Source organism: Stenotrophomonas sp. STEN008 (assembly GCF_056760435.1).
In genome coordinates this window covers 1-21,433 of the sequence record NZ_JBRRET010000028.1, presented here as the reverse complement: position 1 = coordinate 21,433, position 21,433 = coordinate 1, and the positions used below count along the sequence as shown (strand labels likewise).

Here is a 21,433-nt window from a genome sequence, read left to right as displayed (position 1 = left end):
GAAGGAGGGGCATCCATGTTAACGGGCCACGCTCTAGAATCGGTGTCATCGAACCACGGATTCCCCCCATGACCCAACCCCTGCACGTGATCATCCTGGCCGCAGGTGCCGGCAAGCGCATGAAGTCGGTGCTGCCGAAGGTGCTGCAGCCGATCGCCGGGCAGCCGATGCTCGCGCATGTCATCGCTGCCGCCCGCGAGCTCGACCCCGCTGCGATCCACGTGGTGTATGGCCATGGTGGCGAGGCAGTGCGGCGCCACTTCGCCGACCAGACCGACCTGCAATGGGCCGAGCAGGCACAGCAGCTGGGGACCGGCCACGCGGTCGCGCAGGCGATGCCGCAGGTGCCCGACGCCGCGCAGGTGCTGGTGCTGTACGGCGATGTGCCGTTGATCCGCGCGCAGACGCTGCGCGACCTGCTGGCGCAGCCGGGCCGGCTGGCCGTGCTTGTGGCCGATGTCGATGACCCGACCGGTTATGGCCGCGTGCTGCGCGACGCCGAGGGACGGGTCGGCGCCATCGTCGAACAGAAGGACGCCAGCGATGACCAGCTGCGCGTGCGCACGATCAATACCGGCATCATCACCGCCGAATCGACCGCGCTGCGCCGGTGGCTCTCGCAGCTGTCCAACAGCAACGCGCAGGGCGAGTACTACCTGACCGACGTATTTGCCTTTGCAGCCCGTGAGTTCACCCCGGCCGAGATGGCACTGGTGGCCGATGTGCAGGAAGCAGAAGGGGCGAACGATCCCTGGCAGCTGGCGCAGCTCGAGCGCGCGTGGCAGCGCCGCGCAGTACGTGCGCTGTGCGCGCAGGGCGCGCGCGTGCTGGACCCGTCACGGCTGGATATCCGCGGCAGCGTGACGGTCGGCAGCGATGTGCTCATCGATGTCGATGTCATTCTCGAGGGCAAGGTGGTGCTGGGGGATGGCGTGACCATCGGCCCGTTCAATCGACTCAAGGACGTGACGCTCGGGCCGGGCACCGAAGTGCGCGCGCACTGCGACCTGGAAGGGGTGGTCACCGAAGGTGCCGCATCGGTCGGCCCGTTCGCCCGGCTGCGCCCGGGCACGGTGCTCGCCGATGGCGTCCACGTAGGCAACTTCGTGGAGACCAAGAAAGTGACTCTCGGCGTGGGCAGCAAGGCCAACCACCTGACCTATCTGGGCGATGCGGTGATCGGCAGCAAGGTGAACATCGGCGCCGGCACCATCACCTGCAACTACGACGGCGTGAACAAGTCGACCACGACCATCGGCGACAATGCCTTCATCGGTTCCAACAGCTCGCTGGTGGCACCGGTGCTGATCGGCGAGGGCGCCACCATCGCCGCCGGTTCGGTCATCACCCGCACCGCGCCGGACGGCAAGCTGACGCTGGCACGCGCACGGCAGGAAACCATCGATGGCTGGAAGCGGCCGGTCAAGAAATCCTGAGCCACGGGTTCCGCATGCCGACGAGCTCGGCGTGCTGCCGGCGATCGAACAGCGTGCCGGCGAACTGCTGAAGGGCCACGAAGCCTATCCGGTGTTCGCCGGCCACGGCCTGGATCTGCAGGCGCTGCGGGACGGCCTCCGGCGTGGGCAGCTGTGGGTGGTGGATGACGCCGCCGGCGGCGGCATCGCCGGTTACCTGCTGGCAGGCGGGCTGTGCGGCGAATTCCATGTGCTGCAGATGGATGTGGACCCGGCGCATGCGCGTCGTGGCCATGGTCGTGCTTTGCTGCGGCACGCGTTGGCATTGGCCAGGACCCAGGGCTATCGCTCTGCGGTGCTGACCACGCTGGCAGACGTGCCGTGGAATGCGCCGTTCTATGCCGGCGAGGGATTCGTGGGGCTTGCGCAGGAGGAATGGGGTGACGGGCTGCAGGCCGTGATGGCGGAGGAAGCCGCATTGGGGTTTCCGATGCATCTACGGGTGGCGATGCGGCGTGTCCTGTCTTCGATGGATGGCTGAAGGTCGTTCCGGGGTGCCTTCGCCAATGATGTCGGGCAGCGCCGGGTCATGCCCGGCGGGCGGAGCGGCCGCTTCCGCTTCCCGGAGCGTCACCTCACCCCGCCGGCAGCAGGATCGAAACACACAACCCACCCTCACTGCGGTTCTGCAGCGACACCCGTCCACCGTGCGCCTCCACGATCTCCCGGGTCAGCGCCAGTCCCAGCCCGGTGCCGTTGCGCTTGGTCGAATAGAACGGCATCAACGCATTCTGCAGTACCTGCTCGTTCATGCCTTTGCCGCGATCAAGCACATCCAGACGCAGCCACTGGGGCAGGCGGGTCAACTGCACCTGCACGTCATCGTTGGGCGGATCGGCTTCCGCGCAGGCTTCGTGCGCGTTCTTCAGCAGGTTCAGCAGCGCCTGCCCGAACTGCGCGATATCGATGCGGCTGCTCATCTCCTCGTCCGGCTCCTGCTCCATGCCGAACGGAATCTGCTGGCGCAGGCTGGACAGGAACGGGGCCCAGTGCACGGTCTGCAGCTGGGGCTGTGGCAGCTTGGCGAAGCGTGCGTATCCGCGGATGAACCCCTCCAGGTGGCGGGCGCGATCTTCGATGGTGGTGAAGATCTCCGGCAGGCGGTCGAACCGCTCACGCTTGACCAGTTCCCCTCCGGAATGCGCCAGCGAGGCAATCGGTGCCAGCGAATTGTTCAGCTCGTGGCTGATCACCCGGATCACCTTCTTCCAGGTCTGGACTTCCTGCCTGCGCAGCTCGGCGGTGAGCAGACGCACCAGCAGCAGATCATGGGGCCGTCCATTGAGATGGAACGCGCGCCGCGACAGGTGGTAGACCTGCTCGTCATCCTCGTCGCCGTCCTCGCCTTCGGCCTGCACCGCGAACAGGCTGTCGCCGCCGCGGGCGATGGCGTCGCGCAGTTCCACCGGCACCTGCTCCAGCACCTCCTCCAGGCGTTGGCCCTCCAGCTTCCAGCCACCATGCAGCAGCTTGCGCGCAGCCAGGTTGGAGAACACCACACGGGCGATGCCATCACCGCCTGATGCGATCAGCAGCATCGCCACGGGCGTGTTCTGCACCATCGTGTCCAGCAGCAGTTCGCGTTGCACCAGACCCTGGCGCTGCTCGCGCAGCACGTCGCCCAGCTCGCGATGTGCCTTCACCAGGTCACCCAGTTCGTCGTTGCCTTCCCAGTGAACGCCGAAGTTGTACTCGCCATCGCGGTAGCTGCTGGTGGTGCCGGACAACGCACGCATCAGCGAGCGGACCGGTGCGGTGGCGCGGCGCAGCGCCCACCACATCAGGGCAAGCAGGATCACCGTGGATACGATGGCCACCGCCCAGCCGTGGTCGAGCCAGTAGGCCAGCAGCCAGGGCAGCGCGGCAGCCAGCGCCAGCACCGGCAGCAGGCGCAGGAACAGGCGGAAGGTGAACGAGCGTCGCTTCATTCGCGCGGAATGCCGTGGCGGTCCATGCGCCGGTACAGTGCCTGGCGGCTGAGACCGAGTTCGGCGGCCGCCTGCGCGATGACCCCATGATTGCGCGCCAGTACCTCCTCGATGCGCGTGCGGTCCGGATCGTTGCCGGCGCTCGGCGCCGGGCGTGGCGCAGCCGGAGCGCGTGGCAGGTTGAGATCGGTCACTTCGATGCGGTTGCCGGTGGCCAGCAGCTCGGCGCGCTGGATCACGTTGCGCAGTTCGCGCACGTTGCCCGGCCATGGGTGCCGTTGCAACGCGGCAGCGGCGGCGCTGGACAACGGCTTGCCGCCCGCCAGGAAGCGTTCGGCCAGCGGCAGGATGTCGCCGGGCCGCTCGGCCAGCGGCGGCAGCACCAGCTCCACGGTGTTGAGGCGGTAGTACAGGTCCTCGCGGAACGTGCCGTCGCGGATCATCGCCGGCAGGTCGGCATTGGTGGCGCTGACCACGCGTACCTTGACCTGGCGTTCGCGGTTGGAGCCCAGGCGCTCGAAGCGACCGGTCTCCAGCACGCGCAGCAGCTTCATCTGCCCGCCCAGCGACAGGTTGCCGATCTCATCCAGGAACAGGGTGCCTCCATCGGCCGCCTCGAACTTGCCTTCGCGCGCCTTGTTGGCACCGGTGTAGGCACCTGCCTCGGCGCCGAACAGCTCGGCTTCGATCAGCTCGGACGGCAGCGCACCACAGTTGACCGTGACGAACGGTCCCTTTGCCACCAGCGAATTGGCCTGGATGATCTGCGCGATCTTCTCCTTGCCGGCGCCATTGGGTCCGGTGATCAGTACCGGCAGTTCGGAGCGTGCGACCTGGCAGGCCAGGGTGATCACGCGTTCACTGGCAGGATCGGCGAAGACGGCACCACTGAGGTCGTACTTCTGTTCCAGCGCGGTGCGCTGGCGCTGCTCGCGTTCGCGCCGACGGTCCAGTTCGCGACGTGCTTCGGACAGTTCCAGCAGGTTGTTGACCGTGGTCAGCAGCTTGCGGTCGTCCCAGGGCTTGGCCAGGTAATCGGCCGCGCCGGCCTTGACCAGGTCCACCGCGCTGCTCAGATGGGTCCAGGCGGTCAGCAGGATCACCGGCAGGTCGGGGTGGCGTGCGCGGATCTGTGCGAACAGAGCCTCACCTTCCTCGCCGGAGGTGGTGTCCTCGCTGAAGTTCATGTCCTGGATCACCAGGTCCACCGGCTGCGATTCGAGCAGGGCCAGGCCTTCGGCCGGGCTCTGTGCCTGCAGCGTGTCGATGTCGTGCAGGGAGAACAGCACGTCCAGCGCGGTGCCCACGCTGGCGTTGTCGTCGATGATGAGGATCGCGGGCATGGACCGGTTCTGGAAAAAGGGATGGGCAGCGCCGGAGAGAGCTGTAGGTTCCAGGGCGCCGGTAGGAGCAGGCGCCACCCATCAAGCATAGCTAAAAGCTGCCGCCCTGCAGCCGGTGCCGGATCACCGTCGTGGCGGCGGCGGAGCCGGCGGCGGTGGTGGTGCGGTGGGCGGTGACAGCAGGGGCCGCCAGCCAGCCAGGGACACCGGCACGGTCAGCGTCTTTCCATCGCGCTGCAGCAGCAGCCGTACGCTGGATGCGTCGGTGGCCTGCATCGCGGCTGTCAGCTGGTCGACCTGCTGCACGGCGGTATCGTCCACGCGCAGGATGCGGTCGCCACGGCGCACGCCGAAGCGCGCCTCCGGATGCGCCGCATCGACCCGCACGTGGCCACCCGAGGAAGCCAGCGCCACATGGGCGCCGTCGTCCTGCCAGCTCATGGTCTGCTGGTTGCTGCTGCCGGCAAGGGCCGGCAGCGGCAGCATCAGCATCATCGCCAGGAAAGGTGCGCGCATGTCAGGCCCCCCGCGTGGCGACGGCCGGAGGCACGGCGGCCGCCCGGCGCGCAGGGCCGAACACGGCGATCTGGCCCAGTGCCCACAGCAGCACCGCACCCAGCGGCAGGTACAGCAGCGGCATGCGAGGCAGCTCGTACATGTTCATCAACCACAGATTGATGGCGTAGGCTGCCAGCATGCCCAGCACGATGCCCAGCGAGGCCAGCAGGAAGTTCTCGGTCTGGAAGTAGCGCAGCACCTGGCCGCGGGTGGCACCGAGGGCACGGCGGATGCCGATCTGCTTGCTGCGCTGCTGCACCCAGAAGCTGGCCAGGCCGACGATGCCCAGCGCCGTCACCACCAGCAGGGCGATGCATACGGTGACCAGCAGCCCGACCATCGCCCGGTCGTTCTTGAAGTAGTCGTTGCGCTGGTCCTCATAGCTGAGCTTCTCGCGCACCAGGCGGTTGGGATCGTTGCGTTCCAGGGCCGCCAGGGCACCCTTCAGCACTTCATCGCGGCGTTCAGGCGTGGTGCGCAGCATGTACGGGCCGCCGCTGGCGAAGTCGGTGCGCACCGGCAGGATCATCGACAGGGTGGTGTTGTTGTTCCAGTCCGTCGGCGGCGCGAGGTGGGCAACCACGCCCACCACGTGCAGCGCCTGCCGACCCATGTAGAAGGTCTTGCCCAGCGGGTTCTGGCCCGGGAACATCTTCTCGGCCACGGCCTGGTTGAGGATCACCGCCGATGCCTTGTCCGGTGTGGTGCTGGCCGACTTGCGTGCGTCCTCGAAGTCGATGTACTCGCTGGGCAGGAAGTCACGGCCGGCCACCAGCTGCAGGCCCAGGGTGGACAACGCACCTTCGTTGAACATGTACAGCGTCGCCGAGGTCGTCGGCCGTTCCTGGTCGCGCTCGCGCGAGATGCTGGTATTGGACGAGCTGGGGCGGAACGGCAGCTGGTTGACCTTGGTCACGCTGGTCGCACCGGGAACGGCGCGCAGCGCGGCCAGGTCTTCCTGGGTACGCGCCATGGCATTGGTCTGGGTACCGATGCCACTGGTACGGACGATCACCAGTTCGTTCTCGGCCAGGCCGCTGGGCTGGGTGATCTTCTCCACGCGCTGGCTGACCAGGAACAACGCGTTGCAGACGATGGCGCAGGTCAGCGCGATTTCCAGCACGATCAGGGCAGCGGCGGTCTTGTGCCGGCGCAGCGTGCTGAGGATGGGGCGGATATCCATGGCAGTGTCCTTGTGCTTACTGCGACTTGAGCTGGATGGCGGGGGTGACCTGCATGGCACGCCAGGCCGGAAGGAATCCGGCGGCCAGGCTGGCCAGCAGGGTCAGGCCGAGGGCGAGCAGCAGCATGCTGCCGTCCAGATGGGCCAGCTGGGCGTACTCCACCGGCTGCCTGCGCACTGCGGCCAGACCGATCAGGGCCAGGCCGATGCCGAGCACACCGCCGACCACACCGATGGCACCGGCTTCGACCAGGCACTGCAGGAAGATCTGCCCACGGCTGGCACCCAGCGCACGCCGCACGCCGATCTCACCGCTGCGGCGCAGGAACTTGGCCAGCAGCAGACCGACCGTATTGACCAGGCACACGCCCAGGAAGCCCAGCGCCAGCCACATCTGCAGGCGCACGTCGCTGGGCACCGCACCGTTGAAGTCCAGCCACTCCATGACGCTGCGCACACGCACGTTGGCGGGACGCTCGAAGCGGCCTGCAGCGCGCTGCTGGTCGGAGTAGTTCACCAGATAGCGGCGGTAGTCATCGACCTTGCCCGGCTCCAGCTCGACCCAGTACTGGATCCAGGTGCAGGCCGCACTGAGCGAGTGGCTGTCGCCGCCCGGGCCGCCGTCGCGGAAGCAGTTCATGTTGCCGTTGTTGCCGAAATCCAGATCCATGGCAGTGGAGAACGGCACCAGCAGGTCCTCGTCCTTGCCGTAGGAACCGGTGGTCAGGTCGAAGAACTGCGGTTCGGGATTCCATTCCTTCATCACGCCGATCACGCGCAGCGACTGGCTGTTCACGCGGATCTCGCGGCCCACGCTGTTGGCGCCCTGGAACAGCTTTTCATTGATGGCCTTGGACAGCACCACCACGCGGCTGTGTGCATCGTCGTCGCTGGCAGACCAGGCGCGGCCGTACTGCATCGGCACGTTGAACATCGGGAAGAAGTCCGCCGAGGTCCAGCGCGTATCCACCGAGAACGGCTTGAGGGTGCTGCCCTCCGGCTCGACGATGGCACTGCCGCCACTCATCATCGCCTGGTGCACGGCGCGCTTCTCGCGCAGCAGGGCTTCGGCGTCGAACCGCGTCATCTGGCCTTCCGGCTCCTCGTCCGTCAGGTAGCCGGAGCGCGGCCGCGGATCGAGCTGCGCGTAGAACAGGCGGTCGCTCTTCTCCGGAATCGGATCGCCGGACAGGACATGGAACACGGTCAGGGTGGTCATCGAGGCACCGATGCCCAGTGCGATGGCCACCACCATCAGCGCGGTCAGTACCTTGTTGCGGCGGAAGCTGCGTACCGCCAGTCGAGCGTAGTAGGCGAACATGGGCATGCCCTCACTCGTTGACGGCGACGATGCGGCGCGGGGTGGCCAGCACCGGCTCGCGCACCAGGTCGGTGACCTGGCCATCGACGATGTGCACGTTGCGCTGCGCACGCGCGGCCAGTTCCGGATCATGGGTGACCATGACGATGGTGGTGCCGGCCGCGTTGATTTCCTCCAGCAGCTCCATCACGCCACGTGCCATCTGCGTATCCAGGTTGCCGGTCGGTTCGTCGGCCAGCAGCAGGCGCGGGCTGCCGGCGAGGGCACGGGCAATCGCCGCGCGCTGCTGCTGGCCGCCGGACAGTTCGTTCGGGTAGTGCTTCATGCGTGAGCCCAGGCCGACCTGGGTCAGCGCCTTCTCGATGCGCTCACGGCGCTCGCCGGCACTCATCTTGCGGTAGCGAAGCGGCACGTCGACGTTGTCGAACAGGTTCAGGTCCGGAATCAGGTTGAAGCCCTGGAAGATGAAGCCGATCTTCTGGTTGCGCAGGCGGCTGCGCGCATCATCACCGAGCTGGCTGACATCCTCGCCATCAAGCAGGTAGGTGCCGCTGGTGAAGGTCTCCAGCAGGCCGGCGATGTTGAGGAAGGTGGTCTTGCCGGAGCCGGAGGGACCGGTGACGGCGACGAACTCGCCCTCCTTGACCTGCAGTTCCAGCGAGCGCAGTGCATGGGTTTCCACCTGTTCAGTGCGGAAGACCTTGGCGACCGAACGCATTTCGAGCATGTACATGGGGTGTCCTCTCTCCAGGATGTATCAGTTGACGGAGACGCGTTCGGCGTCCTTGAACAGGTCGCTGCCGGAGACCACGATACGGTCGCCCGGCTGCACACCCGACTTGATTTCCACTTCGCCCAGGCTGCTGACGCCCAGTTCCACCGGACGGCGCACCGCCGTGCGGCCATCCATCACGTAGGCCACGCCGTTGCCCTGTTCGACGAACGGGCCGCGCTCGACCTTCAGCACGTTCTTGCGGGTATCCAGCAGCACCCGGACCGACATGCGCTGGCTCTGGCGCAGGCCTTCGGGCTGCTTGTCGGCGAAGCGCACGCGGGCATTGACCTCGCCGTTCACCACTTCCGGCGACACCGCGCTGATCTCGCCCGGGAACGGCTGGCCGTTGCCGCCGGTGAGCTGTGCGGGCATGCCGATGGCCAGATCACGAGCGAAGCTTTCCGGAACCTTGATCTCGACTTCGAACTTGGACAGGTCCACCACGCCCAGCACCGGCGCATTGGCCGCCAGATTGGTGGACTGGGTGGCCTGCACCTGGCCTACCTGGCCATCAAACGGCGCGCGCAGGGTCAGCGCATCGACCTGGCGCTGCACTTCGGCCACCACCGCCTTCTGGCGATCGGCCAGCAACCGCTTGTTGCGTGCATCCAGGTCGGCGCCCTGGCTCTGCAGGCGGGCATCGGTGGTGGCGTTGGCAAGGCTGATGTCGGCCTTCTTCAGGCTGTCCTGGGCCTTGGCCAGGTCGATCTGCGGCACCGCACCGCCGTCGAAGCCGCGCTGGTAGCGTTGCAGGTCGCGATCGGCAGCCTGGCGCTCGATGGTGGCCTGATCGGTTTCCTTGCGCGACTTGGCGCGGGCCAGCGTTGCGTCCAGCGCGGCGCGGCTGGCCTCGGCTTCCAGGCCAGCCAGGGTGGCCTGTTCCTGGGCCAGCTTGCTGCGCAGTTCCGGGCTGTCGATGATCGCCAGCTCCTGTCCCTTCTTGACCACGTCGCCGGCCACGACCTTCAGGTCCACGGTACCGGCGGAGATCGCATACAGCACCGGGCTGTTGGCGGCGATCACACGGCCGTCGGCAGCGATGTCACGCACCAGGTCGCCACGTTGCACTTCGGCGATGCGCACCCGGCTGCTGTCGAACGAGCGGCTGGCGTTTGCCCAGGCGTACACGGCCCAGCCGATGCCGGCGAGCAGGGCGATGCTGCCCAGTGCCGGCCAACGGTAGCGATGCCAGGCGGCGGCGGTCGGGCGGGCCGGGGTGGAGGAAACGATCTGGTCCTGGGCGGAAGTGTCGCGGATCATCGGGTTCGTGCCTGACGGTGGTGATCCATACCAAGCACGTTGCGTGCCAACTTTATTTCCTTTCCTATCAATAAGTTGCAATTCGAGTGGCGGTGTCCGGGTGTCCGCGGACACCTGTGCGGACACATTCATTAAGCGGACAGGAGGGGGAAACCGGACACGCACGCTAGAATGCCGCGACCGTCTTCAAGGAAATGCGTGACATGTGTGGAATCGTGGGAGCGATCGCTGATCGCGACGTGGTGCCGGTGCTGATCGAAGGTCTGAAGCGACTGGAGTACCGCGGCTACGATTCTTCAGGCATCGCGGTGATCGACGCGACCGATCGCCCTGACGTGCACCGCGTCCGCCGCACCGGCAGGGTCGCCGAGATGGCCGCTGCCGCCGCCGCCGAGGGGTTCAATGCGCAGCTGGGTATCGGCCATACGCGTTGGGCCACCCATGGCGGCGTCACCGAGGCCAATGCGCATCCGCACATCAGCCAGGGCGTGGCCCTGGTCCACAACGGCATCATCGAGAACCATGAAGAACAGCGCGAGCGGCTGCGCGCGCTGGGCTACACCTTCGAGTCGCAGACCGACACCGAAGTGATCGCCCACCTGATCCATCATCATCTGCAGAGCGGTGACGATCTGCTGGTGGCGCTGCAGCGCACCGTGAAGGAACTCACCGGTGCCTATGCGCTGGCCGTGGTCAGCCGCGCCGAGCCGGAACGCTTCGTCTGCGCACGCATGGGCTGCCCGCTGCTGGTCGGCCTGGGCGAAGGCGAGAATTTCGTTGCCTCCGATGTCTCGGCGGTGATCTCGGCCACCCGCAAGGTGATCTTCCTGGAGGAGGGCGACACCGCCGAGGTGCGCCGCGAGGGTGTGCGCATCTTCGACGAGCACGATCATCCGGTACAGCGCGAGGTGCACCTGTCCGACGTGTCGCTGGCCTCGCTGGAACTTGGCCCTTACCGCCATTTCATGCAGAAGGAAATCCACGAGCAGCCGCGCGCGCTGGGGGACACCATCGAGGCGGCGATCGACGCCGGTGGCTTCCCGGCCGAGCTGTTCGGCAGGAATGCCGAGGCGGTGCTGGCGGGCATCGAAGGCGTGCAGATCCTGGCGTGTGGCACCAGCTACTACGCCGGCCTGACCGCGCGCTACTGGATCGAGTCCATCGCCGGCCTGCCGTGCAGCGTGGAGATCGCCAGCGAGTACCGCTACCGCGCGGCGTATGCGAACCCGAAGCACCTGGTGGTGACGATCTCCCAGTCCGGCGAAACGCTGGACACGATGGAGGCGCTGAAGTACGCCAAGTCGCTCGGCCACCAGCACACGCTGTCTATCTGCAACGTGCCGGAAAGCGCGATTCCACGCGCCAGTGAACTGGTCTGCTATACCCGTGCCGGGGCCGAGATCGGCGTGGCTTCGACCAAGGCGTTCACTACCCAGCTGGCCGCGCTGTTCCAGCTGACCGTGGTGCTGGGCAAGCTGCATGGGCGCGTCGATGCCGCACAGGAAGCCGACTATCTGGAGCAGCTGCGCTTCCTGCCGGGCAGCGTGCAGCACGCGTTGAACCTGGAGCCGCAGATCGCGGCCTGGGCCGAGCGCTTCGCGCGCAAATCCAACGCGCTGTTCCTGGGCCGTGGACTGCACTATCCGATCGCACTGGAAGGTTCGCTCAAGCTCAAGGAGATCTCCTACATCCATGCCGAGGCGTATCCGGCGGGCGAGCTCAAGCACGGTCCGCTGGCGCTGGTGGACGAGGACATGCCGGTGGTGGTGATCGCCCCCAACGACAGCCTGCTGGAGAAGGTGAAGTCCAACATGCAGGAAGTCCGCGCGCGGGGAGGCGAGCTTTTCGTGTTCGCCGACCAGGACAGCAACTTCTCCGAAAGCGAAGGTGTGCATGTGATCCGTACGCCGCGCCACGCGGGCGTGCTCAGTCCGGTGGTGCATACCATTCCGGTGCAGCTGCTGGCCTACCACACCGCACTGGCGCGTGGCACCGACGTGGACAAGCCGCGCAACCTGGCCAAGAGCGTGACGGTGGAGTAACCGCCATCGGCTGCATGGGATGCTTCAGGTGAAGGGGGCCACGTGGCCCCCTTTCGTTTGCGCCGCTCACAGCGCCAAGTGGGACACCCGCAGGGTGTTCTGTCCGCGTTCGGCAGCAGGCCATCAATCTTTAACGCGCGGCACCGCGCGTGTTCAGCGGCGGTTTCAGCCGCAGTGCCATTCTCTGGATCGTCGGCAGGTTCCCACGACGTACTGTCCTATCGATGCCGGTAGTGACCGAGGATCGCAGTCGTAGAATCGAGCCGACCGAGATACGGGTTGCGTTGCCGGACCCGCCTCCTTCGCGTTGCAGCACCTCGCCTTGCCGATGCATTCCCCATGGGCAGACCGGTGCGCCAGACGTGCGCTGAAAGGTCTGTTCCCGGGGAGGGGGCGAATCGGAAGAGCACACTTTTTTGACTTCAGTGACCTGCAACAGGAAACAAGAATGAACGTCCGCGAACTCCTGCAATCCAAGAAAGAAGCTGTCATCACCATCGATGCGGAAGACACCATCGGTGCCGCCGCCCACAAGATGAGCGCGAACAGGATCGCTGCCCTGGTGGTGATGAAGGATGATGCGCCGGTCGGCATCATCTCCGAGAAAGACATCGTGCGTACCCTGGCTGACGATGGCCCGCAGGCCGGCCGCCGGGTGATTTCCACCCTGCCGTCCACGGGACTGGAAGGCATCGCACCGGAGGCCACCCTGAAGCAGGCCATGTCGTTGATGACGTACTCGCGGCGCCGTCATCTGATGGTCACCGATGGCACGCGCCTGGTCGGCATCCTCAGCCTGGGCGACATCGTGAAGAATCTGCTGGGCGAGCTGGAGCTGGAAAAGGCCGTGCTGCAGGACATCTACATGGCCGCGCATTGACGCCGGCGCAGTAGAAGGAAAGAAGCCGGGCACTGCCCGGCTTCTTCGTTCACGGCATCGGTGGAATCAGAACGTCACCTTCACCGAATCGGCGCTGTAGCGCGCCGGGCCGTGATAGACCACCTCGATGTTGTTGCCATCCGGGTCAAGCACGAACGCGCCGTAGTAGCCCGGATGATAGGGGCGCTCGCCCGGTGCGCCGTTGTCGGTGCCGCCAGCGGCGATGGCGGCAGCATGAAACGCATCGACGGTCGCCGCATCGCGCGCCTGGAATGCCAGGTGGTGGCGTCCGGTCAGCTGGCCGGCAGCGGCATCGCTGCTGGCGGTGGAAATGAACAGCTCGTCAGCCCAGAAATAGTCCGGCCCTTCGCCGGCAATCGGAATGCCGATCGTGTCGAACACTGTTTGGTAGAAGCGGCGGCTGGCCGGCAGGTCGCGCACCACCAGCTGCAGGTGATCGATCAATCGACCGCGGTGCAGTTCCATAGTTTCCATGCGTACCTCTACAGAAAAGGGGACAGTGTGGATAGCGCCGGGCCGCGCCCGGTGAGCGCGCAGCGCGGCCTGCTTCCCGTGCGATGAATATCGGAGCAAGGCCGCCGGGCATGGCCTGGCGCCAGCGCAATTGTGCCCCTTTCCGGATCAGGCGTTGGCGATGATTTCCACCCAGTAGCCGTCAGGGTCCTTGATGAAGGCGATGTTCTTCATGCGACCGTCGGTCAGGCGCTTCTGGAACGGCACGCCCAGATCTTCGAAGCGCTGGCAGGCAGCTTCCAGCTCGGGCACCGAGACGCAGATGTGGCCGAAGCCGCGCGGATCGCTGTTGCCGTCGTGGTAGACCGGGCCATCCTGGGCTTCGGTGCCGTGGTTGTGGGTCAGCTCCAGCACGCCCGGCAGGCCGGCCATCCACAGGCGGCGCTCGGCATCGTCTTCCGGCACCACGGCGCCGGACGGCACGTAGGCCAGGAAATACAGGCTGAACTGCGCTTCGGCGAAGTCACGCTTGTCGATCAGCCGGTAGCCCAGCACGCGGGTGTAGAAGTCCAGCGAGGCGGTGATGTCCTTCACCCGCAGCATGGTGTGGTTGAACACGAAGCCGCTGGTTTCGGCCGGGGCCTGGGCGGCGACGCCGGGGACCTGTTGGAGGGAAGAAAGGCTCATGATTCGCGTCCTGTCAGCAATGGAGGGAAATGACCCGCGGAGAGTGGCTGGAAGTTGCATCTGAAACCGGCAGTTGCCGGAACCCGCACTTCGCTTGCATCCTCGTTGTCGATCTGGGATCGTCGGTCATGTTGCAGCGCAGGATAATCGGTGTGCGTCCGCAATGGGATGAGCGCTCCCGCAACGCCGGGTGAAATGCCTGCAACCAGAGCAGACGGCGCGGCAGTGGGACGCAGGGGAATCCGGCAGGGATGGCGAGACGCCCGGGCATCGTCGCGGGCGGTTGACAGCCCGTTGCCTGCCGCGCTAATGATGGTATGTATATACAAATAACCGAGGGTCTTCAGGGGTCCCATGCCTTACCGCCGATGGCTGCCGCTGCTGCTGATGGCCGTGCTCCTCTTCGAAGGTGTCTTCGGAGCGTGGGCGGGGACGCGCATGGCGCTGCCTGGCGGGGACGCTGCAGGCTCCGCGGGCCGGGCGATTGCGGGCTGCCAGGCAACACCGCGCAGCGCGGCACCGGCGTCGGGCCACACCCGCCATGATCAGGCGCCGGTGGCCGCCGGCGACGTGCACAAGGATCACTGCAGCTGTGTCGATGCGGCCGGCTGCGACTGCCGCTGCCTGTTGAGTCTCTACCCTCCGATGCCATCGCTGCTGCTGCCCAGCGCCCATCCGCGCATCGCGCTGGACATTGCGCTGCCGGCACTGATCCTGCCTGCCAGCAAACTTTCCCGCGTATTCCGACCTCCCATCGCCTGAGCGGCTGTCCCCGCGTCGACATGACGCCGTCGTGTCCCTTTGCCCGAATCGTGGCGGGGGCACCCAGAGACAGTATTCCTGCGGGAGAGAGAACATGTATCTGAAGTCCAATGCCATGGCTGCGGCCATCGGCAGTCTGCTGTGCGTCTCCGTTGTCCACTCCGTCGCCGCGCAGGATGCGCAGTCGCCCGATTCGAAGGCACGCACGCTGGATACCGTGCAGGTGACCGGCAGCCACATCAAGCGCGCGCAGCTGTCAGGCGTCGGCCCGGTGAGCGTGATCGATGCCGAGGCCATCGAACGTTCCGGCGCCACCTCGGTGGAAACCCTGCTGCAGCGCCTGCCGGCCTCGGCAGGGTTCGCGGGCAGCCAGAGCAATGCGTACTGGGCCGAGAACGGCTACGGCACCACCCAGGTCAATCTGCGCGGTCTCGGCATCAACCGGACCCTGGTCCTGCTCAACGGCCGGCGCATCGTCAATGGCGGCACCGGCGCCAACAGTTCGGTCGACCTCAATGTCATTCCGGTCTCACTGATCGAGCGCGTGGAGGTGCTCAAGGACGGTGCATCGGCAATCTATGGCGCCGATGCGGTGGCTGGCGTGGTCAACATCATCACCAAGCAGGGATTCGAGGGTGCCGAAGCGGTGGTGCGCTATGGCCAGACCAGCCAGGGCGACGGCGAGGAAACCTCGGTCGATGTCAGCTGGGGTGTCAGCAGCGAACGCGGCTCGCTGATGGCTGCGGTCAGCTACTTCGACAGCGGAGCGGTCAACATGGCCTCGCGCGCGCCCTGCGGCCTGATCGAATCCGATGGCCGGCTGGTCTGCTCCGGCAGTTCGTCCACCATCGGTGGTCGTGCACTGCTGGCGGATGGCCGACGGGTCAACTTCAACCAGGTGCCCGGAGGCGACGGCGATTTCTACGAGCCCTATTCGGCGGCCAAGCACAACTACAACGGCAATCCCACGCTCAACGCGGTCAACCCGATCGAGCGGCTCAGCCTGAGCGTGTTCGGCGACAGCCAGTTGAATGACAGCACACGCGCGTTCATCGAAGCGATGTACACCAACCGCCAGTCCAGGCAGCTGGCGACCTCGGGTGGGCTGGGCGTCTACCGGCCGATCAACATCGCCGCCGACCATCCGACCAATCCCACCGGGCAGGATCTGCTGCTGCAGCGCCGGCGCCTGGAAGAGGCCGGTCCCCGCCACTTCTTCCAGGAGACCGACACCTACCGGGTGGTAGCGGGCCTGAAAGGCCAGTTCGGCACCAGCTGGGACTGGTCGGTGGCCTTCAACTGGGGGCGCAACACCGGCGTGGATGGTTCGGACAATGTCGCCAACCTCGATCGCGTCGACCAGACGCTGGACCGGTCCCTGTGCAGTACCGCGCCCGGCGCAGCGATTCCCTGCGGCGACTATCTCGGCTACGGGGACCTGAGCCGTGACGTGCTGGATTACATCCTGTACACCTCGCGCGATACCGGCGGAAACGAGCAGAAGAGCTTCACCGCCAATCTCAGCGGGCAGATCTTCGAGCTGCCGGCAGGCTGGGTGGGATTCGCCGCGGGCGTGGAGGTGCGCAGGGAGCGCGGTTGGCGTGATCCGGATCCGTTGACCGTGCTCGGCATCGGCAACACCAACCGGCAGGATCCGATCGCCGGGCGATACACGGCCAAGGAAGCGTACATGGAGCTGGCGGTGCCGCTGCTGCAGGACGCGGTCATCGCAGATTCGCTGTACCTCAACCTGGCCGGCCGCGTGTCCGACTACGACCTGTTCGGGCGCGACTTCAACTACAAGGCCGGGCTGGACTGGCAGGTCAGCCCTTCGCTGAAGCTGCGCAGCACCTATGCTACGGCATTCCGCATTCCCAACATCCCCGAACTGTTCGGTGGCGTGTCCGAGGGCAACCTCACCACCACCGACCCCTGCAGTGGCTGGAGCGGACTGCCGGCCAGCTCGATCGTGCGTGCGAACTGCCAGGCCGATGGCGTGCCGGCTGGTTACGTGCAGCCGGGCAATACCATCCTGACCACGTCCGGCGGCAATGCGGATCTCGAGCCGGAAGATGCGACCTCCTTCACCGCCGGGGTGGTGTGGACACCCACGTTCGCACCCGGGCTGACGCTCACCCTGGACTACTACCGCATCCGCATCGAGAACGCGATCCAGCGTATCGCCGGCTCCACCAAGCTGGCCATCTGCTACAACACTCCGTCGCTGGCGCATCCGTTCTGCGACGCCAGCAACTTCACCCGCGACCCGCGCACCGGCGAAGTGAACTACCTCTCATCGCAGCCGGTGAACACGGCCGATGAGCAGGTCAGTGGCTACGACCTGGGCGCACTCTACGAGTTCAAGCCGTGGGGCATGGACGCCAGCATCAGTGCCGACATCTCCTACCTTCAGCGTTATGACGTGCGCCCGTATGCCGGAGCAGAGGTGATCACGTATGCCGGCAGGATCACCGGCGGCCGTGGCAGCTATGCCAAGTGGCGTGGACTGATGTCGATGAACGCGTCCCGTGGGCAATGGTCCGGTACCTGGACCACCCAGTACATCGGCCGGGCCGACGACATCAATGCCGCGCGTGGCGACATCGGTGATCATGCGCCATCGGTGTTCTATCACAATCTCCAGCTCAGGTACGCGGTCAGCAAGGCGCTGGATGTGGCGCTGGGCGTGGACAACGTCTTTGATCGCTCGGCGCCGTTCATCCAGAGCTATACCGACGCCAACACAGACACCATGACCTACGACCTGCTCGGTCGTCGCTGGTATGCACGCATCGGCTACCGCTGGTGATCGCACGCGCCCCCGTCGCCTGCGGCGGGGGTGCTCCGCAAGGGAGAGAAGGTAGATGAAACCCGCATTCTGGGCGCGCCGCGCCCACAAATGGATCGGACTGGTGATCGGTGTGCAGGCGCTGTTGTGGATGCTCAGCGGGGTCTACATGACCGTGGTGCCGCTGCAGGTGATCCATGGCGACCACCTGGCCCATGTCCGTGGCGAACCGCTGGCGCCGGTGCATGATCGGGTCGGTGTCGATGTGCTGGCCGCGCGTTATCCCGGCCTGCAGTCGTTCCGCCTCAAGCGGCTGCTGGAGCGTGAGGTCTACGACGTCCAGCGCGGACCGGAACGCTTCCTGGTCGATGCCCGCAGTGGAGAGCGCCTGCCGCGGCTGGACCGGGATGGCGCCATCGCGCTGGCCACAGCGCTGTACCAGGGCGCAGGCGAGGTCGCGCGGGTGGAATGGGTGACCCGTGCGCCGTCGGAAGTGAAGACGCGACCGGTGCCGATGTGGGCCGTCCATTTCGCTGACCGCGGAAGCACCACGCTGTACCTGTCACCGGACAGCGGTGAACTGCTGGCGCGCCGGCACAGCCTGTGGCGCTGGTTCGATTTCCTGTGGATGTTCCACATCATGGACTACGAGCAGCGCACCGACGTCAACAATGGCCTGCTGCGCGTCGCATCGGTGATCGGGCTGGCATTCGGCCTCAGTGGCGTGTGGCTGCTGTTCTACAGCTTCGGCCAGAGGAGGCGCGCATGACGCCGTGGCTGCGCCGGCTGCACAGGTGGATCGGGGTGCTGGTGGGACTGCAGTTCCTGGTCTGGCTCGGCAGTGGACTGGGCATGAGCCTGCTTGACCCGGACCGGATCGCCGGCACTTCGCAGCGGGCTGCGCCCGCGGCGCCCCTGGCATGGCCGGCAGATACCGTCTCACCGGCCGATGCGCTGCGTGCTGCGCGGTGGCCGGCCGCGACCCTGGACAGCGGCTGGCTGCTGCAGGCGCCGGTGTATCGACTGCAGTCAGCGGAAGGCACCGAGGTGATCGATGCGCGTGATGGCAGGCGCATCACCATCGATCCGGTGATCGCGCTGCGCGTCGCGCAGGCCGCCTACCGTGGCCAGGGCGTGCCCGCAGCGCCGGTGCATCTGGCGCACAGTCTGGAGACGCGCGGCCATCCCGACGCGGTGTGGCGGGTGGACTTCGGCGATGCGCAGGACACCACCGTCTACGTCTCCGCCGACAGCGGACAGGTGCTCGAGCATCGCACCGCAACGTGGCGGCTGTTCGATGTGTTCTGGATGCTGCACATCATGGACTACGCGGCGCGGGCCAACTTCAACAATCCGCTGGTGGTGGGGATGGGGCTGGGGGGGCTGTGGATGGCCTTGACCGGCGCGTGGCTGCTGCTGGCAAGCGTCCGCCTGCATGAGTTCGTTCCACATCGATGGCGCAGCCGCCGGCAGTTGGCAGTGTTCGCCCCGGGAGGCACGCACCTGCGCACCGTGGCCGCGGCGCAGGGGGACAGTGTCTACCTGGCGCTGGCCCGCGAAGGCGTGAACCTGCCTTCCAACTGCGGCGGCGGGCAGAGCTGTGGACTGTGCGAAGTCCGGGTCCGTGGACAGGCTGGAACCCCTTCCGCCGCAGATCGGGCGCACCTGGCCGGATCGCGCCTGAAGGTCGGCTGCCGGCTCGCCTGCAACCTGCAGGTGGAGGCGGATATGGAGATCGAGGTGTCCGGCGGTGCCAGCCTGTGGACCGAGCATGAGGCAACGGTCGAGCGGATCGAAGCGGTGACCCCGTTCCTGCGCGAGATCCACCTGCGTCCGGACCACGCCGCCGACGCACTCTATCAACCCGGCTGCTACCTGCAGCTGCATGTGCCCGAATACGAGTTGCCCCGTTCCGCGCTCTGGCATCCGGACGAACACCGGCAGGACTGGGCACCGTTGGCCCTGCCGGAAACCCTGCACAACAAGGCGGCGGTGCGTCGTTCGTACTCGCTGGCGATGCCGGTTGCCGCCGAAGCGGGGCGCCTGGTGCTGCTGGCCCGGTTCAGCCCCGGCTGGCAGCAGGGCAAGCGGCATCCGCCGGGCAAAGGGTCCAGCTATCTGTACGCGTTGCGCCCCGGCGATCGCGTCCGCTACAGCGGACCGTTCGGTGATTTCGCGCTCAGCGGCGTGTCCCGGGAAAAGATCTTCATCGGAGCCGGCGCCGGCATGGCGCCGCTGCGGGCGATGATCGAACATCGGCTTTCCGAGGGAGGGCAGGAGCGCATCCACTACTGGTACGGTGCCCGCAGCGACCGCGATTGCCCCTACATGGCGCAGATGCAGGCCCTGCAGGCAGCGCACGCGAACTTCAGCTGGCATCCCGTCTGGTCCGGGCAGGGAACTGGCCGGCGCGTGCATGACGCCATCCATGAGGATCTGCTGCAGCGGCATCCGGATCTTTCCGGCTGCGAGTTCTACCTGTGCGGGCCACCACCGATGCTGGCCGCGACCCGGCAGCTGCTGCAGCGGCTGGGGGTGACGGAAGAGCGGATCGCATACGACGATTTCAAGATCTGAAGTGGAGGCGCCGTGGCCGTGCAGGGCGGCCGCGGCGCCCGTTGCAGCGGTGCGGGCGGAGTAGAATGCCCAGCTGTACTCACCGAAGTGGCGTTCCATGTCCCAGCGCGCCTGGGTGGCTGCGGCCATCCGCAAGATCGAAGCCGATTTCAACCGGTCCGCCGATACCCACCTGATCCCGATGGCGCTGCCCGGGTTCGAAGGCATCGATGTCTACCTGAAGGATGAATCCAGCCACCCCACCGGCAGCCTCAAGCACCGCTTGGCGCGTTCGCTGTTCCTGTACGCGCTGGCCAACGGCTGGCTGCGCGAAGGGCGGCCGGTGATCGAGGCGTCGAGCGGCTCGACCGCGGTGTCCGAAGCGTATTTCGCACGCCTGCTGGGGCTGCCCTTCATCGCGGTGATTCCGGCCACGACCTCGCCGGAAAAGATCGCTGCCATCGAATTCCATGGTGGCCGCTGCCACCTGGTCGAGCGCGCCTGTGATCTCAACTGCGAATCGGAACGGCTGGCGCGCGAAACCGGCGGTCACTTCATGGACCAGTTCACCTACGCCGAACGGGCCACTGACTGGCGCGCCAACAACAACATCGCCGAGTCCATCTTCAAGCAGATGGCCGAAGAGCCCAGCCCGGTACCCGAGTGGATCGTGTGCAGCCCAGGCACCGGCGGCACTGCGGCCACGCTGGGCCGCTACGTCAGCTACCGGCGGCACGACACCCGCATCCTCTGCGCGGATCCGGAGATCTCGGTGTTCTTCGAGGGCTACCAGGCGGCGGTGGCGGGCGAGCAGCAGTGGCGTGACCTGACCTGCAGCGGTGGCTCCCGTGTGGAAGGCATCGGCCGACCGAGGGTGGAGCCGAGCTTCATTCCAACCAGCGTCGATGCGATGGTGAAGGTGCCGGATGCATTGAGCCTGGCAGCCATGCGCCACGTCAGCCGGCAGCTCGGTCGGCGCGTGGGAGGCTCCACCGGCACCAACTTCATCGGTGTGCTGCAGGCGGCGCAGTGGATGCGCGAAGCCGGCCGCCACGGCAGCATCGTCAGCATCCTGTGCGACAGTGGCGAGCGCTACGCGCAGAGCTATTACGACCCGGCGTGGTACGCACGACAGGGCATCGATGTGGACGGTGCCGATGCGCAGCTGGCCGCGGCCGTGGCGGGTCAGGGCCTGCCTGCGCTGCCGTGCTGCAGCCTGGAAGCGCTGTAAGCCTGCGGTGCCTCCGCCGGGGGGGGGGGGGGCGCGCGCGCGCCCCGCCGGGGGGGGGGGGGGGGGGGGGTGTTTTTGCCCCCCGCCAAAAAACCGGCCCCCGCCCCCCCCCCCCCCCCCCCCGATGTAAGGCCTCCCGCGCAGCGGGACGCCCTCATTCCTGTCAGTCA

Annotated in this window: 18 protein-coding genes; 9 read left to right on the top strand and 9 right to left on the bottom strand. The window is 66.6% G+C overall.

The window, feature by feature from the left end:
• Window positions 1-68: 68 nt before the first annotated feature.
• Both glmU and ACVOME_RS13395 read left to right on the top strand, forming a co-directional pair.
• Window positions 69-1,436 carry a bifunctional UDP-N-acetylglucosamine diphosphorylase/glucosamine-1-phosphate N-acetyltransferase GlmU gene (glmU, locus tag ACVOME_RS13400; protein ID WP_065175197.1) on the top strand — a complete coding sequence of 456 codons (1,368 nt, stop codon included), beginning with the start codon at window positions 69-71 and terminating at the stop codon, window positions 1,434-1,436.
• Window positions 1,405-1,956 (top strand): GNAT family N-acetyltransferase, encoded by a 552-nt coding sequence (locus tag ACVOME_RS13395; RefSeq protein WP_481505183.1) that lies wholly within the window; start codon window positions 1,405-1,407, stop codon window positions 1,954-1,956. The genes glmU and ACVOME_RS13395 overlap by 32 nt, the downstream gene beginning before the upstream one ends.
• Before the next feature lie 94 nt (window positions 1,957-2,050).
• On the opposite strand, the gene ACVOME_RS13390 is transcribed toward ACVOME_RS13395, so the two are convergent.
• The 7 genes from ACVOME_RS13390 to ACVOME_RS13360 all read right to left on the bottom strand — a co-directional run bounded on the left by ACVOME_RS13390 (window position 2,051) and on the right by ACVOME_RS13360 (window position 9,843).
• On the bottom strand, window positions 2,051-3,403 hold the full coding sequence (locus tag ACVOME_RS13390) for a sensor histidine kinase (RefSeq protein ID WP_053518729.1): 1,353 nt from the start codon (window positions 3,401-3,403) through the stop codon (window positions 2,051-2,053).
• Complete coding sequence (locus ACVOME_RS13385; RefSeq protein WP_053518728.1) at window positions 3,400-4,746, bottom strand: sigma-54-dependent transcriptional regulator; 1,347 nt, start codon at window positions 4,744-4,746, stop codon at window positions 3,400-3,402. The genes ACVOME_RS13390 and ACVOME_RS13385 overlap by 4 nt, the downstream gene beginning before the upstream one ends.
• 123 nt (window positions 4,747-4,869) lie before the next feature.
• A complete protein-coding gene (locus ACVOME_RS13380) occupies window positions 4,870-5,262 on the bottom strand; it encodes a PDZ domain-containing protein (protein ID WP_180876814.1) in 393 nt (130 codons plus the stop codon).
• A 1-nt stretch (window position 5,263) separates the two neighbouring features.
• Window positions 5,264-6,487, bottom strand: a complete 1,224-nt coding sequence (locus ACVOME_RS13375; protein ID WP_197571332.1) for an ABC transporter permease — start codon at window positions 6,485-6,487, stop codon at window positions 5,264-5,266.
• Between the two features lie 16 nt (window positions 6,488-6,503).
• Window positions 6,504-7,808 carry an ABC transporter permease gene (locus ACVOME_RS13370; RefSeq protein ID WP_053518747.1) on the bottom strand — a complete coding sequence of 435 codons (1,305 nt, stop codon included), beginning with the start codon at window positions 7,806-7,808 and terminating at the stop codon, window positions 6,504-6,506.
• Between the two features lie 10 nt (window positions 7,809-7,818).
• Window positions 7,819-8,541 (bottom strand): ABC transporter ATP-binding protein, encoded by a 723-nt coding sequence (locus ACVOME_RS13365; protein WP_053518723.1) that lies wholly within the window; start codon window positions 8,539-8,541, stop codon window positions 7,819-7,821.
• Between the two features lie 24 nt (window positions 8,542-8,565).
• Window positions 8,566-9,843: an efflux RND transporter periplasmic adaptor subunit gene (locus ACVOME_RS13360; protein WP_053518722.1), complete on the bottom strand. Its 1,278-nt coding sequence runs from the start codon at window positions 9,841-9,843 to the stop codon at window positions 8,566-8,568.
• Window positions 9,844-10,046: 203 nt separating this feature from the next.
• Between ACVOME_RS13360 and glmS the strand changes: the two genes are divergently transcribed.
• Together glmS and ACVOME_RS13350 are read left to right on the top strand one after the other, a co-directional pair.
• A complete protein-coding gene (gene glmS / locus ACVOME_RS13355) occupies window positions 10,047-11,885 on the top strand; it encodes a glutamine--fructose-6-phosphate transaminase (isomerizing) (RefSeq protein WP_065181785.1) in 1,839 nt (612 codons plus the stop codon).
• A 448-nt stretch (window positions 11,886-12,333) separates the two neighbouring features.
• The gene (locus ACVOME_RS13350; protein ID WP_053518718.1) at window positions 12,334-12,765 is read left to right on the top strand and encodes a CBS domain-containing protein; all 432 of its coding nucleotides are present in this window, start codon (window positions 12,334-12,336) and stop codon (window positions 12,763-12,765) included.
• 66 nt (window positions 12,766-12,831) lie between these two features.
• Here the strand turns inward: ACVOME_RS13350 and ACVOME_RS13345 are convergent, their stop codons facing one another.
• Together ACVOME_RS13345 and gloA are read right to left on the bottom strand one after the other, a co-directional pair.
• Entirely contained in the window at window positions 12,832-13,260 is a 429-nt protein-coding gene (locus ACVOME_RS13345) for a VOC family protein (protein WP_481505182.1), read from the bottom strand.
• Between the two features lie 147 nt (window positions 13,261-13,407).
• Entirely contained in the window at window positions 13,408-13,926 is a 519-nt protein-coding gene (gloA, locus tag ACVOME_RS13340) for a lactoylglutathione lyase (protein ID WP_481505181.1), read from the bottom strand.
• Between the two features lie 354 nt (window positions 13,927-14,280).
• On the opposite strand from gloA, the gene ACVOME_RS13335 reads away from it, so the two are divergent.
• The 5 genes from ACVOME_RS13335 (at window position 14,281) to ACVOME_RS13315 (ending at window position 21,263) form a co-directional block, all read left to right on the top strand.
• Window positions 14,281-14,688, top strand: a complete 408-nt coding sequence (locus ACVOME_RS13335) for a CopL family metal-binding regulatory protein (protein WP_053518715.1) — start codon at window positions 14,281-14,283, stop codon at window positions 14,686-14,688.
• A 94-nt stretch (window positions 14,689-14,782) separates the two neighbouring features.
• Window positions 14,783-17,497: a TonB-dependent receptor gene (locus ACVOME_RS13330; protein WP_481505180.1), complete on the top strand. Its 2,715-nt coding sequence runs from the start codon at window positions 14,783-14,785 to the stop codon at window positions 17,495-17,497.
• 55 nt (window positions 17,498-17,552) lie between these two features.
• Window positions 17,553-18,245, top strand: coding sequence for a PepSY domain-containing protein (locus ACVOME_RS13325; RefSeq protein ID WP_065181783.1), 693 nt, complete (start codon window positions 17,553-17,555; stop codon window positions 18,243-18,245).
• A complete protein-coding gene (locus tag ACVOME_RS13320) occupies window positions 18,242-20,053 on the top strand; it encodes a 2Fe-2S iron-sulfur cluster-binding protein (protein WP_345782736.1) in 1,812 nt (603 codons plus the stop codon). The genes ACVOME_RS13325 and ACVOME_RS13320 overlap by 4 nt, the downstream gene beginning before the upstream one ends.
• Window positions 20,054-20,150: 97 nt before the next feature.
• Window positions 20,151-21,263: a PLP-dependent cysteine synthase family protein gene (locus tag ACVOME_RS13315; RefSeq protein WP_065181781.1), complete on the top strand. Its 1,113-nt coding sequence runs from the start codon at window positions 20,151-20,153 to the stop codon at window positions 21,261-21,263.
• The last annotated feature ends 170 nt before the right edge of the window (window positions 21,264-21,433 follow it).

Coding starts and splice junctions, on each gene's coding strand:
- glmU (WP_065175197.1), top strand. CDS start 69: ATGACCCAACCCCTGCACGTGATCATCCTGGCCGCAGGTGCCGGCAAG.
- ACVOME_RS13395 (WP_481505183.1), top strand. CDS start 1,405: ATGGCTGGAAGCGGCCGGTCAAGAAATCCTGAGCCACGGGTTCCGCAT.
- ACVOME_RS13390 (WP_053518729.1), bottom strand. CDS start 3,403: ATGAAGCGACGCTCGTTCACCTTCCGCCTGTTCCTGCGCCTGCTGCCG.
- ACVOME_RS13385 (WP_053518728.1), bottom strand. CDS start 4,746: ATGCCCGCGATCCTCATCATCGACGACAACGCCAGCGTGGGCACCGCG.
- ACVOME_RS13380 (WP_180876814.1), bottom strand. CDS start 5,262: ATGCGCGCACCTTTCCTGGCGATGATGCTGATGCTGCCGCTGCCGGCC.
- ACVOME_RS13375 (WP_197571332.1), bottom strand. CDS start 6,487: ATGGATATCCGCCCCATCCTCAGCACGCTGCGCCGGCACAAGACCGCC.
- ACVOME_RS13370 (WP_053518747.1), bottom strand. CDS start 7,808: ATGTTCGCCTACTACGCTCGACTGGCGGTACGCAGCTTCCGCCGCAAC.
- ACVOME_RS13365 (WP_053518723.1), bottom strand. CDS start 8,541: ATGTACATGCTCGAAATGCGTTCGGTCGCCAAGGTCTTCCGCACTGAA.
- ACVOME_RS13360 (WP_053518722.1), bottom strand. CDS start 9,843: ATGATCCGCGACACTTCCGCCCAGGACCAGATCGTTTCCTCCACCCCG.
- glmS (WP_065181785.1), top strand. CDS start 10,047: ATGTGTGGAATCGTGGGAGCGATCGCTGATCGCGACGTGGTGCCGGTG.
- ACVOME_RS13350 (WP_053518718.1), top strand. CDS start 12,334: ATGAACGTCCGCGAACTCCTGCAATCCAAGAAAGAAGCTGTCATCACC.
- ACVOME_RS13345 (WP_481505182.1), bottom strand. CDS start 13,260: ATGGAAACTATGGAACTGCACCGCGGTCGATTGATCGATCACCTGCAG.
- gloA (WP_481505181.1), bottom strand. CDS start 13,926: ATGAGCCTTTCTTCCCTCCAACAGGTCCCCGGCGTCGCCGCCCAGGCC.
- ACVOME_RS13335 (WP_053518715.1), top strand. CDS start 14,281: ATGCCTTACCGCCGATGGCTGCCGCTGCTGCTGATGGCCGTGCTCCTC.
- ACVOME_RS13330 (WP_481505180.1), top strand. CDS start 14,783: ATGTATCTGAAGTCCAATGCCATGGCTGCGGCCATCGGCAGTCTGCTG.
- ACVOME_RS13325 (WP_065181783.1), top strand. CDS start 17,553: ATGAAACCCGCATTCTGGGCGCGCCGCGCCCACAAATGGATCGGACTG.
- ACVOME_RS13320 (WP_345782736.1), top strand. CDS start 18,242: ATGACGCCGTGGCTGCGCCGGCTGCACAGGTGGATCGGGGTGCTGGTG.
- ACVOME_RS13315 (WP_065181781.1), top strand. CDS start 20,151: ATGTCCCAGCGCGCCTGGGTGGCTGCGGCCATCCGCAAGATCGAAGCC.